This is a genomic window from Pseudomonas sp. LF020 (assembly GCF_053456425.1).
This window is the reverse complement of sequence record NZ_JBRFIX010000006.1, coordinates 21306-44603: the sequence shown is the minus strand read 5'-3', so window position 1 is coordinate 44603 and position 23298 is coordinate 21306. Positions and strand designations below refer to the sequence as shown.

Below are 23298 nucleotides of genomic sequence, written 5' to 3'. Positions count from 1 at the left end.
CTGGCGGCATGCGCCGCCCGTAAAGGGTTTTAGCCAGCGCGCCAGTTGGCGGCGCGCTGCTGAAAGTGAAAGTGCCGACCCGCCGCTCAAGCATCCGGCCGCGTCCCCAGCCCCATGGCCTGACGGGCAAACCAGCGCTTGGCCGGTGGCAACAGATCGAGACCGAGCAGGCCGATGTTGCGCCCCAGCGAGACCAGCGGCTGAGTGCTGCCGAACAGCCGGGTGACCTGATCGGAGAAGCCCACGGTGAGCTCCTGATCCAGACGCTGGCGCTCGCGATAGGCCTGCAAGGTGGCGAAGTCGCCCAGCGGTTTGTCGCTGGCGAGCAGTGCGGCGGCCAAGGCATCGGCGTCGCGCAGGGACAGGTTGAAACCTTGTCCGGCAATCGGGTGCAGGCTGTGCGCGGCATTGCCGAGTACGGCCAGATGCGAGCGCACCTGCTCCTCGGCCTCGACCAGCGACAACGGATACAAATGCCGCGCGCCGACCTGTTGCAAGGTGCCGAGGCGGTAGCCGAACACGCCTTGCAGTTCGCTGAGGAAATCGCGCTCGCTGAGGTCTGCCAGGCGTTGCGCATCCATGCCCAGGCGGGTCCAGACCAGTGCGCAACGGTTGTCCGGCAGCGGCAGCAAGGCCATCGGGCCCTCGTCGGTGAAGCGCTCGAAGGCCATGCCGTTGTGCGCTTCGCTCGGGGTGATGTTGGCGATCAGCGCGCTCTGGTTGTACGGACGCTTGCGTACGTTGATGCCCAGTTGCTCGCGCAGACCGGAACGGCCGCCATCGGCCAGCACCGCCAGATCGCACTCGACAATGGTTTCATCGTTGAGGGTCAGGCGATAGCCGTCGGGCAGCGGCTCCATGCGCGTGACTTCCGCCGGGCAGCGCCAGTTGATCACGTCTTTATCGAGGTGCTGCCACAGGCACTGGCCGAGCCAGGCGTTTTCCACCACGTAGCCCAAGGCCGGCACACCCTCTTCCATCGCCGACAGACGGGCGGTAGAGAAGCGACCACGGTCGGACACGTGAATCTGTTTGATCGGTTCGGCGCGGCGGGAAATCTCCTGCCACACGCCCAGCCGCTGATAGATCTGCCGCGAACCGAAGGACAGCGCCGACGAACGCGCGTCGTAGCTCGGCTGCCAGCTGTCGCCGGGGGCGAACGGTTCGATCAGGACGATTTTCCAGCCACGGGCCTTGGCCCCGGACTGCAAGGCCAACGCCAGACTGGCGCCGACCAGGCCGCCACCGATGATTGCCAGATTGACTCGACTCATGCCGCGTGTGTCCGTGCTTGCGCCATCAGCGCTTCGATCTCGGCGACGGTTTTCGGTACGCCGCTGGTCAATATTTCACAACCGCTCTTGGTCACTACCACGTCATCCTCGATGCGCACGCCGATGCCGCGCCATTTCTTCGCTACGTGCTGGTTGTCCGGGGCAATGTAGATGCCCGGTTCCACGGTCAGCGCCATGCCGACCTCCAGCACCCGCCATTCGCCGCCGACCTTGTATTCGCCGACGTCGTGTACATCCATGCCCAGCCAGTGGCCGGCACGGTGCATGTAAAACGCTTTATAGGCTTCGGTCGCGATCAACTCGTCGACCTCGCCTTGCAGGATTCCGAGTTTGACCAGGCCTGCAGTAATCACCCGCACCGTCGCTTCGTGCGCCTGATTCCAGTTTTTGTTCGGGGCGATTTCCGCGAACGCGGCTTCCTGCGAGGCCAGCACCAGCTCGTAAATAGCCTTCTGCTCGACGGAAAACTTGCCGTTGACCGGCCAGGTGCGGGTGATGTCGCTGGCGTAGCAGTCGATCTCGCAACCGGCATCGATCAACACCAGATCGCCGTCCTTGAGCAGCGCGTCATTCTGCTGGTAATGCAGGATGCAGCTGTTGCGCCCGGCGGCGACGATCGAACCGTAGGCCGGCATCTTCGCCCCGCCCTTGCGGAATTCGTAATCGAGCTCGGCTTCAAGGCTGTACTCGTACAAACCCGGCCGGCTGGCCTGCATCGCCCGGATATGCGCCTGAGCGGAAATCCGTGCGGCTTCGCGCATCACCTTCACTTCTGCCGCCGATTTATACAGGCGCATGTCGTGCAGCAGGTGATCCAGGGCAACGAATTCGTTCGGCGGCTGGGCGCCGAGGTGCGCCTTGGAACGGATCACGTTGATCCAGTCCATCAGGTGGCGGTCGAATTCCGGGTTGCTGCCCATCGCCGAATACACCCGGTCGCGACCCTCGATCAGGCCCGGCAGGATGTCGTCGATGTCGGTAATCGGGAACGCGTCGTCAGCGCCGTAATCACGGACTGCACCTTCCTGCCCTGCGCGCAGGCCGTCCCACAACTCGCGTTCGGCGTTACGCTCACGGCAGAACAGTACGTACTCGCCGTGCTCACGGCCGGGCATCAGAACGATGACGGCCTGCGGCTCGGGGAAACCGCTGAGGTACTGGAAGTCGCTGTCCTGGCGGTAGACGTGCTCGACGTCGCGGTTGCGGATCGCGACCGCGGCAGCGGGCAGAATAGCGATGCTGTTGGGTTCCATCTGCGCCATCAGGGCCTTGCGGCGACGGCTGTATTCCGATTTCGGGATATGGGTCATGGGCAGATGGCTTTCCCTGGCACGCGATTAATGCAACGACGGCTTGGCGGCTGGCGGCACGTCGGCTTTCTTGGTTTCCGAGAACAGCAGCAGCGGCGCGACACGCAGGTACTCCATGACTTCCATGTAATCGCTTTCGCCGTCTTCGGATTCTTCCAGGGCGTCTTGCACCTGGGAGATCGCAGCCAGATCCTGCAGCACTTCGGTGGCTTCGGTGCTGAGCATGCTGCTGTCGCGGCAGTTCAGGCCGAAACCGCTGAGGAAGCCCTGGCACCATTCGCCCAGCGCGGCAGCACGCTCGGCCAGTGGTGCGTCATCGGTTGGCAGCAGCAGAACGACGGTGACGTCGCTGCCGGTCAACTCACCCTTGACCATTTCTTGCAGGCCGATCAGGGCGTTGCGGACGTTGTCCTGGATGTCGCCTTCGAGCAGTTCGGCGGCGTCGATCAGCCAGCCTTCGTTATCGAAGCCGGCACCGGCACAACTGCGGCCGAGCAGCAGGCCGTGCAGTTCGGCAGGCGAGACGTTGTGGCCGCTGGCAGTCAGCAGGGTGGCAAAGGCTTGGTACGGGGAATTCGCAATGGTCATGGGCAGCTAGGCGCCAGACGGCGCTATGTCTAGAATGAAGGCCTTGTATCCTACATCGACAGACTCGCCAAGACTATTAAAGGCTGTCCGCCAGCCAGGCGCCTGCCGCCCATCAGATGAATTCAGTGGACACAATGGAAGACACCGACCTGCAAGCGCTGATGGCCAGACTCGAAAAGCTGATTAGCCGAGTCGAGCAACTAAAGAGTCAAAACGCACTCTTACTAGCTCAGGAAAAGACCTGGCGCGAGGAACGCGCTCACCTCATTGAAAAAAACGAAATCGCCCGGCGTAAGGTCGAATCGATGATTTCGCGCCTCAAGGCCCTGGAGCAAGACTCATGAGTTCAAGCAATAGCGTTACCGTGCAGATCCTCGACAAAGAATATTCGATCATCTGCCCCCAGGAAGAACGCAGCAATCTGGTCAGTGCCGCCCGCTACCTGGACGGCAAGATGCGCGAGATCCGCAGCAGCGGCAAAGTCATCGGCGCCGACCGTATTGCGGTGATGGCCGCGCTGAACATCACCCACGACCTCTTGCACAAAGAAGAGCGCCCGGACATCCAGGCCAGCGGCTCGACCCGTGAACAGGTGCGCGACTTGCTCGATCGTGTCGATCTGGTGCTGGCCGACGATCCGGACATCAGCAAGGGCTGATTCGCCAGGCCGCTTGAGGTATACTCGCGGCACTCCCTGGGGTGCTTGCCAGTTGACGATGTCCCTGAGCCGATTTGCACTACCCTGGAGGTTGCACGTTGGGCTGGTGTGCATGTCCGCCAGACGGAAAGCCTTAAAGTCTACTGCATCCTCCACCTTGAACTTTCGGGTTCAAGGGCTAAGTTGACAGCGGTTCATCCGGGGAGCCTGATTCGAATCCGATGCCGGTTTTTGCCGGCATCGGATTTTTTATGCGTGCGTTTTCGCCCTCACCTGCCGAAGCCGAACCATGACCGAACCTGCGCTGCTGCCCCGCCCGCAACTCCGCCGCCTGCTGCGCAAGGCGCGCCGCTCACTGACTCCCGCTGAACAACGGCAGGCTGCCAAAGGCCTGTTCCGCCAACTGGCGCAAGACCCGCACTTTCGCCGGGCGAAACACATCTCTCTGTATCTGCCCACCGACGGTGAAATCGACCCGCGCCTGCTGCTGCGCGAAGCCCAGCGCCGGGGCAAAGCCACGTATCTGCCGGTGCTCAGCGCTTGGCCGCGAACCAAAATGGTGTTCCAGCGAATTCGCCCCGGCGACAAGCTCAAGCCCAATCGCTTCCGTATTCTTGAGCCTCGGGCCAATCTGGCTCTTCAGCGCAAGATCTGGACCCTGGATCTGGTGCTGTTGCCACTGGTGGGGTTTGACGATGTTGGCGGACGCCTGGGAATGGGCGGCGGATTCTACGACCGCAGTCTGGCGTACCTGGCCCGGCGCAAGAACTGGCGCAAGCCGACGTTGCTGGGCCTGGCCCATGAATGTCAGAAGGTCGAACGCCTGGCGCAGGCAAGCTGGGATGTACCGTTGCAAGGCACGGTCACCGATAAGGCGTGGTATTTCGCGGGATAGACGCCGCGCAGATCAGCGGCGTCGGGAAGGCAGTTTCAGCGTTTGAAGGCGCTCGACTGTTGGACCTGTTGCGCGACTTCAACCGGAGCATCGGTCTTGCTCGTCCACAGACTTTGCGCGTAACCGGTGGTCACGACGCCAAGGCCGAACAAAATAACCAAAGTCCATAGCAAATCCGGTTTGCGTTTCATCGATTGCCCCCCTCAAGGCACATCATCACGATGACAGCAGCGGTTTCCGTTCGTAGGCCGTGCAGCAGCGTCAAGCTTTAAAGGCCGGCATTTTGCGACAACGTGAACCTCGGCGCAAACGCTGACGTCAACCGACCGTCGGTTTGTCATAAAATTGCCCGACAACCTGCCCAATGACCGCTTGAGGAGCAAAAGACATGGCCTATTGGCTGATGAAATCCGAGCCTGACGAACTCTCGATCAAAGGTTTGGAGAAACTCGGCACAGCGCGCTGGGACGGGGTTCGCAACTATCAGGCGCGCAACTTCCTGCGGGCGATGGCGGTGGGCGATGAGTTCTTTTTCTACCACTCCAGTTGCCCGGAGCCAGGGATTGCCGGAATCGGCAGGATTATTCAGGCTGCGTACCCGGATCCCACCGCACTGGAACCCGAGAGCCATTACTTCGACCCAAAAGCCACACCCGAGAAAAACGCCTGGAGTGCGATCGATGTTGCGCACGTCGAGACGTTTGCCCGGGTGCTGAAGCTCGATTACCTGAAACAGCAGACCGCGCTGGCCGAAATGCCACTGGTGCAAAAAGGCAGTCGCCTGTCGGTCATGCCAGTGACGGCCGAACAGTGGGCCGCCGTGCTCGGCTTGCGCTGAGAACTTGCCGGTCACGGTTTTTACCGACAAAAGGGGCTAGGCTTGACGCTCATTTGACTGACATCAAGCGAACGGAACGCTTGAACAGTCAGACTGGAAGCCACAGCCGCAGGATGCCCCCATGTCGATGCACAGCCGCTCTTCACTTCTATACGCCGGTTCGCTCCTGGTCTTACTCGCCGCCGCTGGCGGATTGGGTTACTGGATGTCCATCAGCAGCCGCCTGGTCGAAGGACTGTCGATGGGCAACGGGCGGCTGGAAGCCACTGAAGTACAGATCGCCAGCAAGACTCCGGGGCGCCTCGCCGAGGTACTGGTCGACGAAGGCGACAAGGTCAACAAGGGCCAACTGCTGGCACGCATGGACACCCGTACCCTCGAAGCCCAGCGTCATGAGGCCGAAGCCGAAGTGTTGCGCGCCCGGGAAAATCTCAACGCCGCTCAGGCCAATGTGCAATTGCGCCAGAGTGAGCTGCTGCTGGCCCAACAGGAGCTTGGCCGCTCGCAGTCACTGTTCAAGCACGGTTACGTCAGCGCGCAGATCATCGATCAGTTGCAGTCACGCATCGGCACTGGCAACGCTGCCGTTGTCGCCGCCCGGGCCCAGGTGTCTGCTGTCAGTGCGGCGATTGGCGCGGCACAGGCTCAAGTCGCACAGTTGACCAGTGAAATTGACGACAGCAGTCTGCGCGCGCCGATTGATGGCGTGATCCAGCTGCGCATGGCCGAACCGGGTGAAGTGCTGGGGGCCGGTGGCCGGGTCTTGCTGCTGATCGATCCCAACGACCAATACATGAATCTCTATCTGTCAGCCGCAGTGGCCGGACGCCTGGCGGTGGGCGATGAGGCGCGCGTGCTGCTCGATGCCTTGCCCGATAACCCGCTGCCGGCAAAAATCAGCTTCGTCGCGGCCAAATCGCAGTTCACCCCCAAAGAGGTCGAGACCCGCGACGAGCGGCAAAAACTGGTGTTCCGCGTCAAGCTGCGCCTGGTCCAGCCCAGCGCCGTGCCGCAAGCCAAACCCGGCATGCCCGGGGCCGGCTACGTGCGGATCGCGCCCGTCGAATGGCCGGCCAATCTGCAATGAGCGGCCTTGCGGTTCAAGCGACCGGTATCGCCCACCGCTACGGTAAACAGCAAGCGCTGAGCGACATCGCCTTCAGCCTGCCCGCCGGTACCCGCTGCGGGCTGATCGGCCCCGATGGTGCGGGCAAGTCGAGCCTGCTGGGATTGATTGCCGGCGTGAAGACCTTGCAGCAAGGGCAACTGGAGGTGCTCGGTGGCGCGATCGAGGATCGCCGGCATCGCGACACACTCTATGCGCGCATCGCCTTCATGCCGCAGGGCCTGGGCGGCAACCTGTACCCAGAGCTGTCGATCCGCGAGAACATCCAGTTCTTCTCGACCCTGTTCGGCCTGTCGAAGACTGAAAGCGAGCAACGCATGCACAGCCTGCTGCTCGCCACGGATCTGCTGAAGTTCGCCGAGCGCCCCGCCGGCAAGTTGTCCGGCGGCATGAAACAGAAACTCGGGCTGTGTTGCGCGCTGATCCATGAACCGGATCTGCTGATCCTCGACGAGCCGACCACCGGCGTCGACCCACTCTCGCGCCGGCGCTTTTGGGAGTTGGTCGACGACGTGCGACGCCAGCGCCCGCAACTGACGCTGCTGGTCGCCACGGCCTATATGGAAGAAGCCGAGCAGTTCGAGCATTGCCTGATGCTCGACGCCGGCCAGTTGATTGCCACCGGCCTGAGCCGTGAACTGGCCACCGTCACCCCCAGCGGCAAACTCGATGACGCCTTCACCCACTTCCAGGGCGACAGCCAGCATGACGCTCAGCCGCTGGTGATTCCACCGCGCACCGGCAATTGCAGCGACATCGCCATCGAAGCCCACGACCTGACGCTGCGCTTCGGCGATTTCACCGCTGTGGATCACGTCAGTTTTGCCATTGGGCGTGGCGAGATTTTCGGCTTTCTTGGCTCCAACGGCTGCGGCAAGACCACCACCATGAAGGTCCTGACCGGGCTGATGCCGGCCAGTGAAGGCAGTGCGACGCTGCTCGGCAACCCGGTTAATGCCAAGGATCTGGCCACGCGCAAGCGGGTCGGCTTCATGTCGCAGAGTTTTTCGTTGTATGGCGAACTCAGTGTGCGGCAGAACCTCGAACTGCACGCGCGGCTGTTCGACCTGCCCAAAACCGAGAGCGCGCAACGCATCGAAGCGTTGATCGAGCGCTTCAATCTGCGCGGCGTCGCTGATCAGCCGGCAGGTGCCCTGCCCCTTGGGCTGCGCCAGCGTCTGTCATTGGCGGTGGCCGTATTGCATCGCCCTGAAGTGCTGATTCTCGACGAGCCGACTTCCGGCGTCGATCCGGCAGCTCGCGATGACTTCTGGCGGCTGTTGATCGAGTTGTCCCGCGAACAGGGCGTGACGATCTTCCTCTCCACGCATTTCATGAACGAAGCGCAGCGCTGCGACCGCATCTCGTTGATGCACGCGGGCAAGGTCCTCGCCTGCGACACCCCGGCGGCGCTGCAACGCCAGTTTGCGGGGGAGACACTGGAAGCGGCCTTCGTCACTTGCCTGGAACAGGCTCAGGGCGCTCAACCATCAGCGCCTGTGGCCGAGCCGCAAATGGCGCCACCGAGCGCTGCGACAACACCAGTGCCCCAGCACGGTTTCAGCCTTGGTCGCCTGTTGGCCGTGGCCAGTCGCGAAGGCAAGGAGCTACTGCGCGACAAAGTGCGCATGGCGTTCGCCTTGGCCGGGGCGATTTTCATGATGGTGATCTTCGGTTACGGCATCTCGCTGGACGTGGAAAACCTCGCGTTCGCCGTGTACGACCAGGATCAGACGCCGCAGAGCCGGGCTTATCTGGAGGCGTTTCGCGGCTCCCGGTACTTCGACGAACAGCCGGCCATTCATGATCCGCAGCAACTGCACCGGCGCCTGCAACGCTCGGAAATCAAACTGGCGCTGGAGATTCCCCCCGGATTCGGCCGCGATCTGTACGCCGGGCGCCAACCCGCTGTGGCGGCGTGGCTGGATGGCGGCATGCCGTTTCGCGCCGAAACCAGCCGTAACTATGTCGAAGCCGTGCACCTGGGCAATCTGCAACAGCTGGCCGAGCAGAGCAGCCCCGCGCTGGCCCACCCGGCGGCGGCCAGCCTGGAAACCCGCTTTCGCTACAACCAGGACGTGGTCAGCGTCAACGCCATCGGCCCCGGGGTCATGGCGCTGATCCTCGCCTTCATTCCAGCGATGCTCACGGCGCTCGGCATCGTCCGCGAAAAGGAGCTGGGTTCGATCACCAACTTCTACGCCACACCCCTGACCCGTCTGGAGTTTCTGCTGGGCAAACAGACGCCGTATCTGTTGATCAGCCTGGTCAACCTGGCGCTGCTGGTGGCGATGAACCGCTGGTTGTTCGGCGTACCGTTCAAGGGCAGCCTGCTGACGCTGGCGTTCGGCGGTCTGCTGTACGTGTTGGCGACCACCAGCATGGGCCTGCTGATCTCGGCGTTCACCCGCACGCAAATCGCCGCAATCCTCGGCACCATGATCATCACCAGCCTGCCGACTATCCAGTTCTCCGGGCTGATCGTGCCGCGCTCGTCACTGGAAGGTGCGGCAGCAGTGATGGGCATGCTGTTTCCGGCGGGGCATTTCCTCGACATCGCGGTGGGCACGTTCACCAAAGCGCTGGACTTGCGTCAGCTGTGGCCGCAGTGCCTGGCGCTGTTCGGGTTCTTTGTCGGGTTCACCGGGCTGAGCCTGATCATGCTGAAAAAGCAGGAGGCCTGATGCACAAGTTCGCGCACATCCTGCGCCTGGGACTCAAGGAGCTGACCAGCCTGCGCCATGACAGCGTGTTGCTGCTGTTCCTGTTCTACGCCTTCACCGTGGCGATCTACATGCCCGCCGCCGGCTCGGTGATCGGCGTGCACAACGCCAGTGTGGCGATCGTCGACGAAGATCACAGCGCCCTCTCGCGCCAGTTGGCCCAGGCCCTGCAGCCGCCGGAATTCCAGACGCCGGTGCTGTTGCCTTATGCGCAATTGGATCAGGTCATGGACAGCGGTCAGTACACCTTCGTCATCAACATCCCGGCGGGCTTTCAAACCGACTTGCTCGCCGCGCGGCAACCGGCGATTCAGGTCAACGTCGATGCCACGGCCATGAGCCAGGCATTCATGGGAGCCGGCTATATCGGCCGGATCTTCCAGCGCGAATTGCTCGACTATGCCGGTCAGGGCGATGCAGCCGCCAAGGCGCCCGTGCAACTGACTACCCGCTCTCTGTTCAACACCAATCTGGAGGGCGGCTGGTTTTTGGCGGTGATTCAGATCGTCAACAACATCACCATTCTGGCGATCATCCTTACCGGCACGGCGCTGCTGCGCGAACGCGAACACGGCACGCTCGACCATTTGCTGGTGCTGCCGCTGACGGCGCTGGAAATCATGCTGGCGAAAATCTGGAGCAACCTGTTGGTGGTGGTGTTGTGCACCTGGCTGTCGCTGGAGGTGGTGGTCAAAGGCCTGCTGGATGTGCCGTTGGCCGGCTCGATGAGCCTGTTTTTGCTGGTGACTGCGGTTTATCTGTTTGCCAGTACCGCGCTGGGCATCTTTCTGGCGACGCTCGCGCGTTCGACGCCGCAGTTCGGCCTGCTGGCGATTCCGGTGATCATCCCGATGTCGCTGCTGTCCGGCGGCAGCACGCCATTGGACAGCATGCCGCAGTGGCTGCAGTGGGTCATGCAGGGTTCGCCGTCCACACACTTTGTCAGCCTCAGCGCCGCGATTCTGTTTCGCGACGCCGGGCTGAGCGTGGTCTGGCCGGACTTGCTGGCGCTGACGGCCATCGGCCTGCTGTTCTTCGTTATCGCACTGGCGCGCTTTCGCAAAAGCCTGGCGTCCTGAACAGCGGCCAGCGTGGTTACTGAATGATCAGGTTGTTGAACAACAGATCTTCCACCACCGGTTTGCCGGTCTCGTCATTCATCACTTGCTGGGTCTGCTTCAGGGCTTCCTGACGCAGTTTTTCCTTGCCTTCGATGCTGCCCATCGCCTCGGTGGTCTGCTGGGTGAACAGCGCCACCAGTTGATTGCGGATCAGCGGCTCGTTGGCCTTGACCAGTTTGGTCGCCTCTTCGCCGGTCACACGCAGCGCCACGTCGGCCTTGTAGACCTTCAGCTTCGGTGTGCCGTCCAGCCCGTAGTTGCCCACGAATGGCGGGCTCAGGGTGATGTAGTTGACCTTCGGTGCCTCGCCTTCTTTGGCTTCTTCGGCCAGCGCTGCCACAGGCAGAGACAGGGCCAGCAACAACATGATCCACGCTTTCACAATTCGCTCCTTATCCGGTTTGCGGCCTAGCATAACGACCCGCCGCGCAAGCACAAGCTTATGGCTGACTATCAGGGCCGGGCATGCTCGTTGACCCGTTGACTGACACACCTACACTTATCGGCCATCACTCCCAAAGGAATAGCCCTGATGAAAGCCGTGCTGTGCAAAGCCTTCGGCCCTGCCGAATCGCTGGTGCTGGAAGACGTCGCCAGTCCTGTCGCGAAGAAGAACGAAATCCTGCTGGAGGTGCACGCCGCCGGGGTCAACTTCCCGGACACGCTGATCATCGAGGGCAAATACCAGTTCAAGCCGCCCTTCCCGTTTTCGCCGGGGGGCGAAGCGGCCGGCGTGGTCAGCGCCGTCGGTGAGAAAGTCAGCCATCTGAAAGTCGGTGACCGGGTCATGGCCCTGACCGGCTGGGGCAGCTTCGCCGAGCAGGTCGCGGTGCCGGGCTACAACGTGCTGCCAATCCCGCCGTCGATGGACTTCAACAGCGCCGCCGCGTTCAGCATGACCTACGGCACTTCGATGCACGCCCTCAAACAACGGGCCAATCTGCAACCGGGCGAGACCTTGCTGGTGCTCGGCGCTTCCGGTGGCGTCGGCCTGGCGGCGGTGGAAATCGGCAAAGCCATGGGTGCCCGGGTCATCGCCACCGCCAGCAGCGCGGAAAAACTCGCCGTGGCCAAGGCCGCCGGCGCCGATGAACTGATCAACTACAGCGAAACCAGCCTCAAGGATGAAATCAAACGCCTCACCGACGGCCAGGGCGCCGACGTGATCTACGACCCGGTCGGCGGCGACCTGTTTGATCAGGCCATCCGCGCCATCGCCTGGAACGGACGGCTGCTGGTGGTCGGCTTCGCCAGCGGACGCATCCCCGAACTGCCGGTCAACCTCGCGCTGCTCAAAGGCGCAGCGGTACTCGGCGTATTCTGGGGCTCCTTCGCCCAGCGCCAGCCGCAGGACAACGCGGCGAACTTCCAGCAACTGTTCGGCTGGTTCGCCGAGGGCAAGTTGAAACCGCTGGTATCGCAGGTTTATCCCCTGAGCAATGCGGCGCAGGCGATCAACGATCTGGGGCAGCGCAAGGCGGTGGGCAAGGTGGTGGTGCAGGTGCGCTGAGTTTTTTCAGGCCGGTGACTCTCGGCGCCGGCCTGATCCGCCCCAGGCAGCAACGCAGTGTCACTTTCGGCGGCGCTGGTTTTCAAAGCAACTCACGAACCTCTCCCGGCAGAAAACTCATGTATCTACGCATAGGGGCTTCCCGGCAGCCTCTGACGATCATCGGTACGCGCCGGTTCATCCTGGCGATTATTGCCAGACGTTGTTCATCGGCCATTTGACTCTTGTGGATCACGTTCGAAACGTAAGCACGGGTGTAATGAAACACTTTTGCGTCGACCCAGGCTTCCTCGGGCATGTTTCTGAAACCGTCATTGATGACCCGACACTTTACTGACTTCAGCCACTGGTTGATGTCGATCGGCTGATCCCTGGCCAATCGAAAGAGCATCGGCGCCACGACAGACTGCTGCGCAGGCCGACCGTCCTCAACCGTCCAAGGTCTGAAGCGCCACTGTGTTATTGCGTCTTTGACCGCCTCAGCCAGATCGGGATGATCACTTCGCACAATGTCGATCGCGCTGACCGAACCATCGGCCTTGACCATGAAGCTGACCCTGACCTCGCCTTCGACCCCAGCCCTGGACAACATCTTTGGATAAATCGGCTGGGGATTATTTTCAGGTATCAGTAAACCTTCTGCCGCCAGTGCAAGACTGAAGATCGTCAATAAAATCCCCGCAAAAAACCACCGCATGATCGCGCCCCTTCCCGAGTGAGATGCCTTATCCGGCAACAGCACAAAGGTTACGGAGCGCGCCCTTTTAACTGAATGGCGCAGCTTCGCTTTTGGATGCAGGACATTTCCTGATCCCGACGGGAAATCTGACGAAACCGTTGGGCAAATGGGAGTAGGTACATTTTCTGACGGACGTTTAGCCGCCGCTCGGCCCGGCCGAGTCACCTGGCAACAGGTGCTCCTGCACCTTCAGGCTGCGCGACGGAATCAGCCGACCCTTGTCGTCGAAGCGCAGGACGATCAGCCAGTCGAAGACCTCATCCGGCCATTTTTCCTGGCCCATCAGGGCTGTGGGGTCACCGCCAAAGGCCTTGAGCAGTTTATTGATATGGCCGTGGTGCCAGGCGATCAGCACCGTCTGCGCCTGATTGCTCTTGCGCAACAGTTTGACCAGTTGATGCAGGTCGCCATTGACGTAGGGCTGCTCGATCGCAAGGTTCAGGCGCTGGGCCAGCGGGGTCAGGGTCAGGCGTGAGCGCGAACTTTCCGGGGTATCGCCGGCAGCAATCAAACGCTGGGGGGTGAACGTCTGGCCGTCGACCTGCAGCGGATTGAAATAGTCGACATAGGCAGCGGCGCGCTGTTCGCCTCGGGCATTGAGCACCGGTCCCGTATCCGGTTTTTCCGCATGCCGAATGATCAGCACCGTGGCGTTGCGCAGGCCGGAATGAGAAGGATGATCGGTGACGATCAATGTCAGCAACACGACGGCAAGTCCCGCTGCCACCAAAAATCTCGGCACCAACATGCGAACCTTCAGTGACATTGCTTATCTCGGCTGATCAATCGACTGGACGGGCCGCGAGTCTAAGTCACTCCATGTTCATAAGTGGTGAAAACGCCCTGTTCTTACAGCTGAGCGACAGGTTCGTAAAAGAACGCGCGAATTCCAACATTTCCACTGTTTTGCCAATGCGAACTGGTGCTATTTTCGGTAACGAAACTGTAACATTCGCATCCGCAGTCAAAACAAGAAATCTGGAGCTCTTGAATGTTTGCTTTCTTTCGTCCTGCCGCACATCAGGCTCCATTGCCTGAAGAAAAAATAGACAGTACTTACCGACGCCTGCGCTGGCAGATCTTCGCCGGTATCTTCTTTGGCTACGCGGGTTATTACCTGCTGCGCAAAAACTTCTCGCTGGCCATGCCGTACCTGATCGACGAAGGCTACAGCCGTGGCGATCTGGGTCTGGCAATGTCGGCCATCGCCATAGCCTACGGCCTGTCCAAATTCCTGATGGGCCTGGTCTCCGACCGTTCCAACCCGCGTTACTTCCTGCCGTTCGGCCTGCTGGTGTCGGCCGGGGTGATGTTCATTTTCGGTTTCGCGCCGTGGGCAACGTCCAGCGTGACCATGATGTTCATCCTGCTGTTCATCAACGGCTGGGCCCAGGGCATGGGCTGGCCGCCGAGCGGACGCACCATGGTGCACTGGTGGTCGCAGAAGGAACGTGGCGGCGTGGTTTCGGTGTGGAACGTGGCGCATAACGTCGGCGGCGGCCTTATCGGCCCGCTGTTCCTGATCGGCATGGGCCTGTTCAATGACTGGCACGCAGCCTTCTACGTTCCGGCAGCGGTGGCGCTGGGCGTGGCGGTGTTTGCCTTCATCACCATGCGCGACACCCCGCAATCGGTCGGCCTGCCGCCGATCGAAAAGTACAAGAACGACTACCCGGAAGGCTACGACGCCAGCCACGAAGACGAATTCAGTGCCAAGGAAATCTTCGTCAAATACGTGCTGCGCAACAAAATGCTCTGGTACATCGCCATGGCCAACGTCTTCGTCTACCTGCTGCGTTACGGCGTACTGGACTGGGCACCGACCTACCTCAAAGAAGCCAAGCATTTCGACGTCGACAAGACTTCGTGGGCCTACTTCTTCTACGAATGGGCGGGCATCCCGGGCACGCTGCTGTGCGGCTGGATGTCGGACAAGATCTTCCGTGGCAACCGTGGCCTGACCGGCATGGTGTTCATGGCGCTGGTGACCGTGGCGACCCTGGTTTATTGGCTGAACCCGGCCGGCAACCCGACCGTGGACATGATCGCGCTGTTCTCCATCGGCTTCCTGATCTACGGCCCGGTGATGCTGATCGGTCTGCAGGCGCTGGAACTGGCACCGAAGAAAGCCGCCGGTACGGCAGCGGGCTTCACCGGTCTGTTCGGCTATCTGGGTGGTTCGGTCGCGGCAAGTGCGGCGATGGGCTACACCGTTGACCACTTCGGCTGGGACGGTGGTTTCGTGTTGCTGGTGGGCGCTTGCCTGCTGTCGATGGCCTTCCTGGCGCCGACGCTATGGCACAAACAAGTCGCCAGTCAGAGCCGCGAAGCGGTCGCTTGATCGCTTTGTGATCTACAGCGCTTGAGCCGCGCCTCCAGATTTCGATCCGGCATGGCGTGGCTGCGCAGGGCGTGGGCGGTCTGCTCGACATAATCGCGAGTGGTGCCGTAGCGCCCGCAAGCGCTTTCAAACACCTGGCTCAGCACATGATCCGGCAGGTTGCCGGCGTAGCTGGGCAGGTGTCGCTCCAGAACAAACCCTAGCGCCTGAACCTGACTGCCATCTTCGAGTCGGCAGTTGAGCCAGTGCGGGCGATAGGACGGAAACGGCATCTCGCGTTTCCACAGCGCGTACAACGCACTGTCGAGATTCTCTTCCGGCAACCGATAGGCGAAGCCGCTGCACGAACCGCCGCGATCCAGACCAAACACCAGCCCGGGCATTTCCGGCGTCCCGCGGTGCTCGTGTGACCACAGGTACAAGCCACGATGATAGCCATGCACCCGCCCGCGCACCCGCTCCACAGCCGTGCACTCCGGACGCCAGATCAGCGAACCGTAGGCGAACAGCCACACCGGCCCGCCCTTGTGGCGCGCCATGGTCGATTGCATCGAGACGAGAAGTTGTTCGTGGGTCAGCTGCGGCCCCAGATCGAGCCGCGGAGGATAAGCCAGATTCACAAAAGCAGATTCAATGGCTGTCATGACGGAAGTGTTCGGCCCCGCAAGTATTACAAGATGTAAGCACAATTCGCTTGATAGAACATATAGCAGTAACTGTAAAACGAAAAGTGCTAAAGGATGTATGACCTGCCCGATAGCGTTAATTGGGGATTATCAGCCCCTGCCATGCGGTTTTATATAGCCTAATACCATTGCAGAAATATCTTAAATACCCGAATGAAATATGCATAAGCCTTCGCTCGTTCAGGTTTCGTTCATGAAGGCGCGGGAAACTTCCTACTAAAATATCGGACTTTCTTTCTTCTCCGTCGCTGAACGCCTACGTATAACGGCCTTCCTCTGGCGCAAGCCATTCCGTTTGACCGAGGCTGCACAATGAAAATCCCAAGACTTCTGGCCGCATTGCTGATGACTCAGGCCGGCCATGCATTGGCCGAGGACGATGCACAGGACAAAGGCTTCTGGTATGCCCAGACCAGCGTCTACACCCGACATTATTCGCCCGACCCCGAACACAATAATCATCAGGACCTGATCGGCATCGAACGTAATCAGGCTTCCGGCTGGGTCTTTGGCGGGGCAACTTTCCGCAACTCGTTCCGCCAGCGCTCGAACTATGCCTATGTCGGCAAGCGCTATGACAGCAGCGAGTACCCGCTGTATCTGAAAGTCACCGGTGGGCTGTTGCAGGGTTATCGCGGTGACTACAAGGACAAGATCCCGTTGAACCACTACGGCGTTGCGCCGGTGATCATCCCTTCTGTAGGTACTCACTATGGCCCGTTGGCTGCCGAGCTGGTATTTCTCGGCGCCAACGCGGCGATGGTGACCAGCGGCGTACGTTTCTAGGGGCGGGGGGCCAGAGCGCGAGTCAATTCGCGCGGGTCAAGACCGAGGCGCATACGCAAATACATCGGCGCGCATCTGGTGCGCATCCATGCCGGCTTCCACCAGCGCATCCAGCGTGCCGTAAACCATCGCCGGCGAGCCGCTGGCGTAGACGTGCAGGGACTTCAGATCCGGGAAGTCTTCGCACACGGCCTGGTGCAACATCCCGCAGCGCCCTTCCCAACCGCACTGGTCGCTGACGACTTTGTGCAGGAACAGGTTGGGCAGCTTCAGCCATTCGTCCCAATGCTCGATCTGGTAGAAGTCTTCCGGACGGCGCACGCCCCAGTACAGATGCACCGGGTGTTTGAAACCGTTGGCGCGGCAGTGTTCGATCAGGCTGTGAATCTGCCCCATGCCGGTGCCGGCGGCGATCAGCACCAGCGGACCGTCAGGCAATTCGGCGAGGTGGGTGTCGCCGAACGGCAGCTCGACGCGCACCAGCGGGTTGCGTTGCAGCTGTTCGATCAGGCTCAGCGCACTGGCTTCACGGGCCAGCACATGGATTTCCAGATCACGCCCGCCGTGCGGCGCCGAGGCCATGGAGAACGCCGATTTCTCGCCGTTCTCACGCTCGATCATCAGGTATTGCCCGGCGTGATAGCGCGGCGGCTTGCCGGCCGGCGCACGCAGACGCACGCGCCAGGTGTCGCCGCCGACATCCCGGCATTCGATGACCTGACACGACAGGCTGCGCACCGGCAGTTCTCCCAGCGCGAGCACGCCATCCCACAGCAGGACGCAGTCTTCCAGCGGCTCGGCTATGCAAGTGTAGAACTCGCCGTGGTCGTGCACCTTGCCGGCCTGCTCGACCCGGCCTTCCACCAACAGCGCCGCACACACGTGGCAATTGCCATTGCGACAGCTTTGCGGACATTCATAGCCCAGGCGCCGCGCACCATCGAGAATCCGCTCGCCGGGCCGTATCTCAAGCACCGCTCCGGAGGGCTGCAGGGTTACACGCATCAATCTATTCCTAACTGATTCCAGATGGCATCGATCCGCTGGGTGACGGCGTCGTCCTTGACGATTACGCGGCCCCACTCGCGAGTGGTTTCGCCCGGCCACTTGTGGGTGGCATCCAGGCCCATTTTCGAGCCCAGGCCGGACACCGGCGAGGCGAAGTCGAGGTAGTCGATCGGCGTGTTGTCGATCATCACCGTGTCGCGCTTGGGGTCCATGCGCGTGGTGATGGCCCAGATCACGTCGTTCCAGTCCCGGGCGTTGATATCGTCGTCAGTGACGATAACGAACTTGGTGTACATGAACTGTCGCAAAAACGACCAGACACCGAGCATCACGCGCTTGGCATGCCCCGGATACGACTTCTTCATCGTCACCACGGCCATGCGGTACGAGCAGCCTTCCGGCGGCAGGTAGAAATCGGTGATTTCCGGGAACTGCTTCTGCAGGATCGGCACGAACACTTCGTTCAGCGCCACGCCGAGGATCGCCGGCTCATCCGGTGGACGGCCGGTGTAGGTGCTGTGATAGATCGGCTTGATCCGGTGGGTGATGCGTTCGACGGTGAACACCGGGAAGCTGTCGACTTCGTTGTAGTAACCGGTGTGGTCGCCGTACGGGCCTTCGTCGGCCATTTCGCCCGGATGGATCACGCCTTCGAGGATGATTTCGGCAGTGGCCGGCACTTGCAGGTCGTTGCCACGGCACTTGACCAGCTCGGTACGGTTACCGCGCAGCAGGCCGGCGAAAGCGTATTCGGAGAGGCTGTCCGGCACCGGGGTGACCGCGCCGAGGATGGTCGCAGGGTCGGCGCCGAGAGCCACGGAGACCGGGAACGGCTGACCCGGATGCTTCTCGCACCACTCGCGGAAGTCCAGTGCACCGCCACGGTGACTAAGCCAGCGCATGATCACCTTATTGCGGCCGATCACTTGCTGACGGTAGATACCGAGGTTCTGGCGCTCCTTGTTCGGGCCCTTGGTGACGGTCAGGCCCCAGGTGATCAGCGGGCCGACGTCGCCGGGCCAGCAGGTCTGCACCGGCAGCATCGCCAGATCGACGTCGTCGCCTTCGATGACCACTTCCTGGCACACCGCGTCTTTGACGACTTTCGGCGCCATCGAGATGATCTTGCGGAAGATCGGCAGTTTCGACCACGCGTCCTTCAAGCCCTTCGGCGGCTCCGGCTCCTTGAGGAAAGCCAGCAGCTTGCCGATCTCGCGCAGTTCGCTGACCGACTCGGCGCCCATGCCCATCGCCACCCGCTCAGGGGTGCCGAACAGGTTGCCGAGCACCGGAATGTCGTAGCCGGTGGGTTTCTCGAACAGCAGCGCCGGGCCTTTGGCCCGCAGTGTGCGGTCGCACACCTCGGTCATTTCCAGCACCGGCGAGACGGGAATCTGGATGCGTTTCAACTCTCCGCGCTGCTCAAGCTGCTGCACGAAATCCCGAAGATCCTTGAATTTCATTGACGATGGCACCCTCAAAATAGGCGTACATCCTACCTGCTATGCAGCCCTGTGGCAGCCTGTCGCTGCTTACTTGGCTGCATTCGTCTGCGCTTTGCCAAGGTTTTCCCGGCCTTGCAGGCCGATAAACAGCGGCTCAAGGATCGGTGCCACAAACCGCGCACCGACTTCGGACAGGTGATTGTCATCGGTGTACAGCGAATACCCACCGAGTTCGGCGTGACACAGGCCGTTTTCATCACACAGTCGCGGCGCCGGATCGACCACGCGCACTGCCGGATCATTCTGCGCCAACTGCGCTAACAACTGACTGATGAACACCTGACGCTTGTGGTGCGCCTCAACGGCCAGACCGACGTCATCCACCGGGCGATCGAGCATCGCCAGCCGCGTCAGTCGATACGGTGGACTGAACGCCTGCAACGGCGCCTCTTTCACCAGCCATACGCGATGCCCGGCCGCCCGCAATTGTGTGACCCGCGCATGCAGCCCCTCGGCAAAGCGCCGCTCGGCATCGGCACGATCATAGCGGCCATCGGGCGTTCGCAGCACATGGCCCAGATCGCCCTTGGCGTCACCGTACAAATAGAGACTCCAACGCGCGACCAGCACCACATCGCTGATCGCCTGGGTTTTCAGCCCCTGTTCGACCCGCTTGTTGAAGCGCGCACAGACACCGTCATGCTCCAGGCCGTCGACCGGAATACAACCCGGAGAACTGGCCAGAATCACGCTGACACCGTGGGCTTTGGCACCGTCATCGAACACCGGGATCAGCGCCGTGGCATGGCTGTCGCCCCAGACCAGCGCACGGGTCGGCAGATCCTTCACGCCGTACTGGCAGAACAGCTTGTCGTCAGGGGTCTTGTCATCCGCCAGACACGCCATCAGCTCCGGCCGCCACTCGCGGCCCTTGGCGTATTGCAGCGCTTGCTCGGACAAGCGCCATGGCAGGCCATCGGTCCAGCGCAGCGATTGCCCGGCCAGACCAAGCAGCAGAATCCCGCAGAAACCGGCCAGCAGAATCTGCCGCCGCCCGGCGAGCAAGCGCCGTTCACGAAACGGCGTTTCGACGAACTTCCACGACAGATACCCCAGCACCAGGGTCAGCAGAATCAGTCCGGCCGTGTCGAGTGCGCCCGGTTCATCGACACTGGCGTAGCTGGAGAACACGAATACCGGCCAGTGCCACAAGTACCAGGAATAGGAGATCAGCCCGAGGCCGACCATCACCCGGCTGCTCAACAATTGCCCTACCAGCGTTTCGCGATGACCGTTGGCCAGAATCAGCAGCACCACGCCCAGCACCGGCAGCAACGCCGTGACACCCGGGAACGGCGTCGACTTGTCATAGGCAAACACCGCCAGCAGGATCAACCCCATGCCGAGCAGGCTCAAGGCCTGGGCGGCCAGCGGCTTCAAGCGCCAGGCGTGTTTCGGCGCGACCGCCAGCATCGCTCCGGCGAGCAACTCCCAGGCGCGCATCGGCAGCAGGAAGAAAGCCTTTTCCGGATGATGCTGGATCGCCCACACACTCAGACCGAACGACACCAGCAGCACGCCGAACAGCGCCAGCCGCCAGTGTTTCAGGCGGCTCGAGAGCAACGTCAGCAGCAGCGGGAAGAAGATGTAGAACTGCTCCTCCACCGCCAGTGACCAGGTGTGCAGCAGCGGTTTGAGGTCAGAGGCGACGTCGAAGTAGCCGTCCTGGCGCATGAACAGGATGTTTGAGACGAACGTCACCTGATAGCGCACCGAGCGCCCGAGCTCTTCATAGTCTTTGGGCGCCAGCAGGAACCAGCCCACCGCCAGCACCGCAATGATCATCGCGAACAGCGCCGGCAGAATCCGCCGCGCACGCCGCGCCCAGAACTCGACGAAGCTGAAACGCCCGGCCTGACGCTGATTCCAGATGATCGAGGTGATGAGGTAGCCGGAAATCACGAAGAACACGTCCACGCCGACAAAACCGCCGGTAAACCCCGGGACGCCAAAATGGAACAGCACTACGGCGATCACTGCGACTGCGCGCAGGCCGTCGATATCCCTTCGATAAGCGAGTGTGCTCATAAAATCTTTAATGCCAATCAGATGGTTGTTTTTTGTACAGCACGAGCCTTATCACAGAGGCTCCGAGCGCTGTTTGTGGGTTGCCCGATCACAGACCTTACCAGATCAGGAACCTCCCATTGCCGGGGTAAATTTCATGCAAAAAAAAGGCGCCCCCCAAAGGGGCGCCCTTTTTATCGGTTCAACCGGCGATGTTACTTGCGCTTCATCGACAGGAAGAACTCGTCGTTGGTCTTGGTCGTTTTCAGCTTGTCGACCAGGAACTCGATGGCAGCCACTTCGTCCATCGGGTGCAGCAGTTTGCGCAGAATCCACATGCGCTGCAGTTCGTCATCGGCGGTCAGCAACTCTTCGCGGCGGGTGCCGGAACGGTTGATGTTGATCGCCGGGAAGACGCGCTTTTCCGCAATCTTGCGGTCCAGCGGCAGCTCCATGTTGCCGGTACCCTTGAACTCCTCGTAGATCACTTCGTCCATCTTCGAACCGGTTTCAACCAGTGCGGTGGCGATAATGGTCAGCGAGCCGCCTTCTTCGATGTTGCGCGCCGCGCCGAAGAAACGCTTCGGTTTCTCCAGGGCGTGGGCGTCAACACCACCGGTCAGCACCTTGCCGGAGCTCGGGATCACGGTGTTGTAGGCACGGGCCAGACGGGTGATGGAGTCGAGCAGGATCACCACGTCCTTCTTGTGTTCGACCAGGCGCTTGGCCTTCTCGATCACCATTTCGGCAACCTGCACGTGACGGGTCGGCGGCTCGTCGAAGGTCGAGGCAACCACTTCGCCGCGCACGGTGCGCTGCATTTCGGTTACTTCTTCCGGACGCTCGTCGATCAACAGCACGATCAGGTGAACTTCAGGATTGTTACGCGCGATGTTCGCGGCGATGTTCTGCAGCATGATCGTTTTACCGGCTTTCGGCGGTGCAACGATCAGACCACGCTGGCCTTTGCCGATTGGGGCGCACAGGTCGATCACACGACCGGTCAGGTCTTCGGTGGAACCGTTACCGGCTTCCATCTTCATGCGCACGGTCGGGAACAGCGGGGTCAGGTTCTCGAAGAGAATCTTGTTCTTCGCGTTCTCCGGACGATCGAAGTTGATCGTGTCGACCTTGAGCAGAGCGAAGTAACGCTCGCCTTCCTTCGGAGGGCGGATCTTGCCAACGATGGTGTCACCGGTGCGCAAGTTGAAACGACGGATCTGGCTCGGCGAGACGTAGATATCGTCCGGGCCGGCCAGGTAGGAAGCGTCAGCGGAGCGCAGGAAGCCGAAGCCGTCCTGGAGAATCTCCAGCACGCCATCACCGGAGATTTCCTCGCCGCTTTTCGCGTGCTTTTTCAGCAGGGAGAAAATCACGTCCTGCTTGCGCGAACGGGCCATATTTTCTATGCCCATCTGTTCGGCCAATTCGAGCAGTTCGGTAATCGGCTTTTGCTTGAGTTCAGTCAGATTCATATAGGAATGACGTAATCATTTATGGAGGGGGGGAAATTAAGCTTTTGGCTTAATGAGGCCGCGCCGCGGAGAAGGCGACAGGATCGCGAACTTGTTCGAAAAGGAGTGCGTCGGCGACGGCTAGCAGGGGGCAGTGGAGAAACCAGTGCGGGGCCGAATGTACCACCTGAGTTTCGGAGCGTCTAGCCCTGAATACGCAAAAAGCCCCGCAAATTGCGAGGCTTTTTTTCGGCGATTTACTGCGACGCTTAGATGTTGGCGTCGAGGAAAGCAGCCAGTTGCGACTTCGACAGGGCGCCGACTTTGGTCGCTTCAACGTTGCCGTTCTTGAACAGCATCAGCGTCGGGATACCACGCACGCCATGCTTGGCCGGGGTTTCCTGGTTTTCGTCGATGTTCAGTTTGGCAACGGTCAGCTTGCCTTTGTAAGTCTCGGCAATCTCGTCCAGAACCGGAGCGATCATTTTGCAAGGGCCGCACCATTCAGCCCAGTAGTCGACCAGTACAGCGCCTTCGGCCTTGAGTACGTCGGCTTCGAAGCTGGCGTCGCTAACGTGTTTGATAAGATCGCTGCTCATGGAATTCTCCAGGTTGTAAGCAAAAAAACGTGGCCCATCATAGCCGCCCTTCCCTTGTTCAGGAAGCTGCAGTTGATTGAGTCTTGCTATGGCACTCGATGAGTTTGGG

Annotated in this window: 23 protein-coding genes and 1 other RNA gene; 11 read left to right on the top strand and 13 right to left on the bottom strand. The window is 61.0% G+C overall.

What is annotated here, in order from left to right; all coding sequences use genetic code 11:
• Window positions 1–86: 86 nt before the first annotated feature.
• From ubiH to ACU680_RS15485, 3 genes are read right to left on the bottom strand one after another with little or no spacing between them, the layout of a single operon-like run.
• Window positions 87–1274, bottom strand: coding sequence for a 2-octaprenyl-6-methoxyphenyl hydroxylase (gene ubiH / locus ACU680_RS15495; RefSeq protein WP_448179892.1), 1188 nt, complete (start codon window positions 1272–1274; stop codon window positions 87–89).
• Window positions 1271–2605: a Xaa-Pro aminopeptidase gene (gene pepP / locus ACU680_RS15490; RefSeq protein WP_448179891.1), complete on the bottom strand. Its 1335-nt coding sequence runs from the start codon at window positions 2603–2605 to the stop codon at window positions 1271–1273. Before pepP ends, ubiH begins: the two co-directional genes overlap by 4 nt.
• A gap of 27 nt (window positions 2606–2632) precedes the next feature.
• The gene (locus ACU680_RS15485; RefSeq protein WP_007967947.1) at window positions 2633–3193 is read right to left on the bottom strand and encodes a YecA/YgfB family protein; all 561 of its coding nucleotides are present in this window, start codon (window positions 3191–3193) and stop codon (window positions 2633–2635) included.
• A 134-nt stretch (window positions 3194–3327) separates the two neighbouring features.
• On the opposite strand from ACU680_RS15485, the gene ACU680_RS15480 reads away from it, so the two are divergent.
• The 4 genes from ACU680_RS15480 (at window position 3328) to ACU680_RS15465 (ending at window position 4746) form a co-directional block, all read left to right on the top strand.
• Window positions 3328–3537 (top strand): TIGR02449 family protein, encoded by a 210-nt coding sequence (locus ACU680_RS15480; RefSeq protein ID WP_047597101.1) that lies wholly within the window; start codon window positions 3328–3330, stop codon window positions 3535–3537.
• Entirely contained in the window at window positions 3534–3851 is a 318-nt protein-coding gene (locus ACU680_RS15475) for a cell division protein ZapA (protein ID WP_007967943.1), read from the top strand. The genes ACU680_RS15480 and ACU680_RS15475 overlap by 4 nt, the downstream gene beginning before the upstream one ends.
• 30 nt (window positions 3852–3881) lie before the next feature.
• A non-coding RNA gene (ssrS, locus tag ACU680_RS15470) (6S RNA) lies at window positions 3882–4060 on the top strand.
• A gap of 80 nt (window positions 4061–4140) precedes the next feature.
• On the top strand, window positions 4141–4746 hold the full coding sequence (locus tag ACU680_RS15465; RefSeq protein WP_336838837.1) for a 5-formyltetrahydrofolate cyclo-ligase: 606 nt from the start codon (window positions 4141–4143) through the stop codon (window positions 4744–4746).
• Window positions 4747–4781: 35 nt separating this feature from the next.
• Here the strand turns inward: ACU680_RS15465 and ACU680_RS15460 are convergent, their stop codons facing one another.
• Entirely contained in the window at window positions 4782–4937 is a 156-nt protein-coding gene (locus tag ACU680_RS15460; RefSeq protein ID WP_367086142.1) for a hypothetical protein, read from the bottom strand.
• A 197-nt stretch (window positions 4938–5134) separates the two neighbouring features.
• On the opposite strand from ACU680_RS15460, the gene ACU680_RS15455 reads away from it, so the two are divergent.
• The 4 genes from ACU680_RS15455 to ACU680_RS15440 all read left to right on the top strand — a co-directional run bounded on the left by ACU680_RS15455 (window position 5135) and on the right by ACU680_RS15440 (window position 10512).
• A complete protein-coding gene (locus ACU680_RS15455; RefSeq protein WP_007968408.1) occupies window positions 5135–5584 on the top strand; it encodes an EVE domain-containing protein in 450 nt (149 codons plus the stop codon).
• A gap of 121 nt (window positions 5585–5705) precedes the next feature.
• Window positions 5706–6671 carry an HlyD family secretion protein gene (locus tag ACU680_RS15450; RefSeq protein ID WP_448179890.1) on the top strand — a complete coding sequence of 322 codons (966 nt, stop codon included), beginning with the start codon at window positions 5706–5708 and terminating at the stop codon, window positions 6669–6671.
• Window positions 6668–9394 carry a ribosome-associated ATPase/putative transporter RbbA gene (rbbA, locus tag ACU680_RS15445; protein WP_448179889.1) on the top strand — a complete coding sequence of 909 codons (2727 nt, stop codon included), beginning with the start codon at window positions 6668–6670 and terminating at the stop codon, window positions 9392–9394. The genes ACU680_RS15450 and rbbA overlap by 4 nt, the downstream gene beginning before the upstream one ends.
• Window positions 9394–10512: an ABC transporter permease gene (locus tag ACU680_RS15440; RefSeq protein WP_448179888.1), complete on the top strand. Its 1119-nt coding sequence runs from the start codon at window positions 9394–9396 to the stop codon at window positions 10510–10512. Before rbbA ends, ACU680_RS15440 begins: the two co-directional genes overlap by 1 nt.
• 16 nt (window positions 10513–10528) lie before the next feature.
• Here ACU680_RS15440 and ACU680_RS15435 read toward each other — a convergent pair whose 3' ends face one another.
• Window positions 10529–10936: a flagellar basal body-associated protein FliL gene (locus ACU680_RS15435; protein ID WP_027610485.1), complete on the bottom strand. Its 408-nt coding sequence runs from the start codon at window positions 10934–10936 to the stop codon at window positions 10529–10531.
• 150 nt (window positions 10937–11086) lie between these two features.
• Here ACU680_RS15435 and ACU680_RS15430 point away from each other — a divergent pair, with 150 nt between their 5' ends.
• The gene (locus tag ACU680_RS15430; protein ID WP_448179887.1) at window positions 11087–12064 is read left to right on the top strand and encodes an NADPH:quinone oxidoreductase family protein; all 978 of its coding nucleotides are present in this window, start codon (window positions 11087–11089) and stop codon (window positions 12062–12064) included.
• Window positions 12065–12146: 82 nt separating this feature from the next.
• Here ACU680_RS15430 and ACU680_RS15425 read toward each other — a convergent pair whose 3' ends face one another.
• Both ACU680_RS15425 and ACU680_RS15420 read right to left on the bottom strand, forming a co-directional pair.
• Window positions 12147–12761 carry an energy transducer TonB gene (locus ACU680_RS15425; RefSeq protein WP_448179886.1) on the bottom strand — a complete coding sequence of 205 codons (615 nt, stop codon included), beginning with the start codon at window positions 12759–12761 and terminating at the stop codon, window positions 12147–12149.
• A 178-nt stretch (window positions 12762–12939) separates the two neighbouring features.
• Window positions 12940–13569 (bottom strand): flagellar basal body-associated protein FliL, encoded by a 630-nt coding sequence (locus ACU680_RS15420; RefSeq protein WP_448179885.1) that lies wholly within the window; start codon window positions 13567–13569, stop codon window positions 12940–12942.
• Between the two features lie 225 nt (window positions 13570–13794).
• Between ACU680_RS15420 and glpT the strand changes: the two genes are divergently transcribed.
• Window positions 13795–15144, top strand: coding sequence for a glycerol-3-phosphate transporter (glpT, locus tag ACU680_RS15415; RefSeq protein ID WP_003229323.1), 1350 nt, complete (start codon window positions 13795–13797; stop codon window positions 15142–15144).
• Here glpT and ACU680_RS15410 read toward each other — a convergent pair.
• Window positions 15120–15788, bottom strand: a complete 669-nt coding sequence (locus ACU680_RS15410) for a gamma-glutamylcyclotransferase (RefSeq protein WP_007968422.1) — start codon at window positions 15786–15788, stop codon at window positions 15120–15122. The genes glpT and ACU680_RS15410 overlap by 25 nt on opposite strands.
• Window positions 15789–16142: 354 nt before the next feature.
• On the opposite strand from ACU680_RS15410, the gene ACU680_RS15405 reads away from it, so the two are divergent.
• Window positions 16143–16616, top strand: coding sequence for a sn-glycerol-3-phosphate transporter (locus ACU680_RS15405; RefSeq protein WP_448179884.1), 474 nt, complete (start codon window positions 16143–16145; stop codon window positions 16614–16616).
• Window positions 16617–16652: 36 nt separating this feature from the next.
• Here ACU680_RS15405 and ACU680_RS15400 read toward each other — a convergent pair whose 3' ends face one another.
• From ACU680_RS15400 to trxA, 5 genes are all read right to left on the bottom strand, one after another.
• A complete protein-coding gene (locus ACU680_RS15400) occupies window positions 16653–17621 on the bottom strand; it encodes a CDP-6-deoxy-delta-3,4-glucoseen reductase (protein WP_329697061.1) in 969 nt (322 codons plus the stop codon).
• Window positions 17621–19087, bottom strand: a complete 1467-nt coding sequence (ubiD, locus tag ACU680_RS15395; RefSeq protein WP_007968427.1) for a 4-hydroxy-3-polyprenylbenzoate decarboxylase — start codon at window positions 19085–19087, stop codon at window positions 17621–17623. Before ubiD ends, ACU680_RS15400 begins: the two co-directional genes overlap by 1 nt.
• 69 nt (window positions 19088–19156) lie before the next feature.
• A complete protein-coding gene (locus ACU680_RS15390; RefSeq protein ID WP_448179883.1) occupies window positions 19157–21157 on the bottom strand; it encodes an acyltransferase family protein in 2001 nt (666 codons plus the stop codon).
• Window positions 21158–21351: 194 nt separating this feature from the next.
• Complete coding sequence (rho, locus tag ACU680_RS15385) at window positions 21352–22611, bottom strand: transcription termination factor Rho (RefSeq protein ID WP_003229334.1); 1260 nt, start codon at window positions 22609–22611, stop codon at window positions 21352–21354.
• 248 nt (window positions 22612–22859) lie between these two features.
• On the bottom strand, window positions 22860–23189 hold the full coding sequence (trxA, locus tag ACU680_RS15380; RefSeq protein ID WP_003206727.1) for a thioredoxin TrxA: 330 nt from the start codon (window positions 23187–23189) through the stop codon (window positions 22860–22862).
• Between the last annotated feature and the right edge of the window lie 109 nt (window positions 23190–23298).

Coding starts and splice junctions, on each gene's coding strand:
- ACU680_RS15455 (WP_007968408.1), top strand. CDS start 5,135: ATGGCCTATTGGCTGATGAAATCCGAGCCTGACGAACTCTCGATCAAA.
- ACU680_RS15420 (WP_448179885.1), bottom strand. CDS start 13,569: ATGTCACTGAAGGTTCGCATGTTGGTGCCGAGATTTTTGGTGGCAGCG.
- ACU680_RS15485 (WP_007967947.1), bottom strand. CDS start 3,193: ATGACCATTGCGAATTCCCCGTACCAAGCCTTTGCCACCCTGCTGACT.
- ACU680_RS15405 (WP_448179884.1), top strand. CDS start 16,143: ATGAAAATCCCAAGACTTCTGGCCGCATTGCTGATGACTCAGGCCGGC.
- ACU680_RS15480 (WP_047597101.1), top strand. CDS start 3,328: ATGGAAGACACCGACCTGCAAGCGCTGATGGCCAGACTCGAAAAGCTG.
- rbbA (WP_448179889.1), top strand. CDS start 6,668: ATGAGCGGCCTTGCGGTTCAAGCGACCGGTATCGCCCACCGCTACGGT.
- ubiH (WP_448179892.1), bottom strand. CDS start 1,274: ATGAGTCGAGTCAATCTGGCAATCATCGGTGGCGGCCTGGTCGGCGCC.
- ACU680_RS15390 (WP_448179883.1), bottom strand. CDS start 21,157: ATGAGCACACTCGCTTATCGAAGGGATATCGACGGCCTGCGCGCAGTC.
- ACU680_RS15430 (WP_448179887.1), top strand. CDS start 11,087: ATGAAAGCCGTGCTGTGCAAAGCCTTCGGCCCTGCCGAATCGCTGGTG.
- ACU680_RS15425 (WP_448179886.1), bottom strand. CDS start 12,761: ATGCGGTGGTTTTTTGCGGGGATTTTATTGACGATCTTCAGTCTTGCA.
- ACU680_RS15400 (WP_329697061.1), bottom strand. CDS start 17,621: ATGCGTGTAACCCTGCAGCCCTCCGGAGCGGTGCTTGAGATACGGCCC.
- rho (WP_003229334.1), bottom strand. CDS start 22,611: ATGAATCTGACTGAACTCAAGCAAAAGCCGATTACCGAACTGCTCGAA.
- glpT (WP_003229323.1), top strand. CDS start 13,795: ATGTTTGCTTTCTTTCGTCCTGCCGCACATCAGGCTCCATTGCCTGAA.
- ACU680_RS15410 (WP_007968422.1), bottom strand. CDS start 15,788: ATGACAGCCATTGAATCTGCTTTTGTGAATCTGGCTTATCCTCCGCGG.
- ACU680_RS15440 (WP_448179888.1), top strand. CDS start 9,394: ATGCACAAGTTCGCGCACATCCTGCGCCTGGGACTCAAGGAGCTGACC.
- ACU680_RS15450 (WP_448179890.1), top strand. CDS start 5,706: ATGTCGATGCACAGCCGCTCTTCACTTCTATACGCCGGTTCGCTCCTG.
- ACU680_RS15465 (WP_336838837.1), top strand. CDS start 4,141: ATGACCGAACCTGCGCTGCTGCCCCGCCCGCAACTCCGCCGCCTGCTG.
- trxA (WP_003206727.1), bottom strand. CDS start 23,189: ATGAGCAGCGATCTTATCAAACACGTTAGCGACGCCAGCTTCGAAGCC.
- ACU680_RS15460 (WP_367086142.1), bottom strand. CDS start 4,937: ATGAAACGCAAACCGGATTTGCTATGGACTTTGGTTATTTTGTTCGGC.
- pepP (WP_448179891.1), bottom strand. CDS start 2,605: ATGACCCATATCCCGAAATCGGAATACAGCCGTCGCCGCAAGGCCCTG.
- ACU680_RS15475 (WP_007967943.1), top strand. CDS start 3,534: ATGAGTTCAAGCAATAGCGTTACCGTGCAGATCCTCGACAAAGAATAT.
- ubiD (WP_007968427.1), bottom strand. CDS start 19,087: ATGAAATTCAAGGATCTTCGGGATTTCGTGCAGCAGCTTGAGCAGCGC.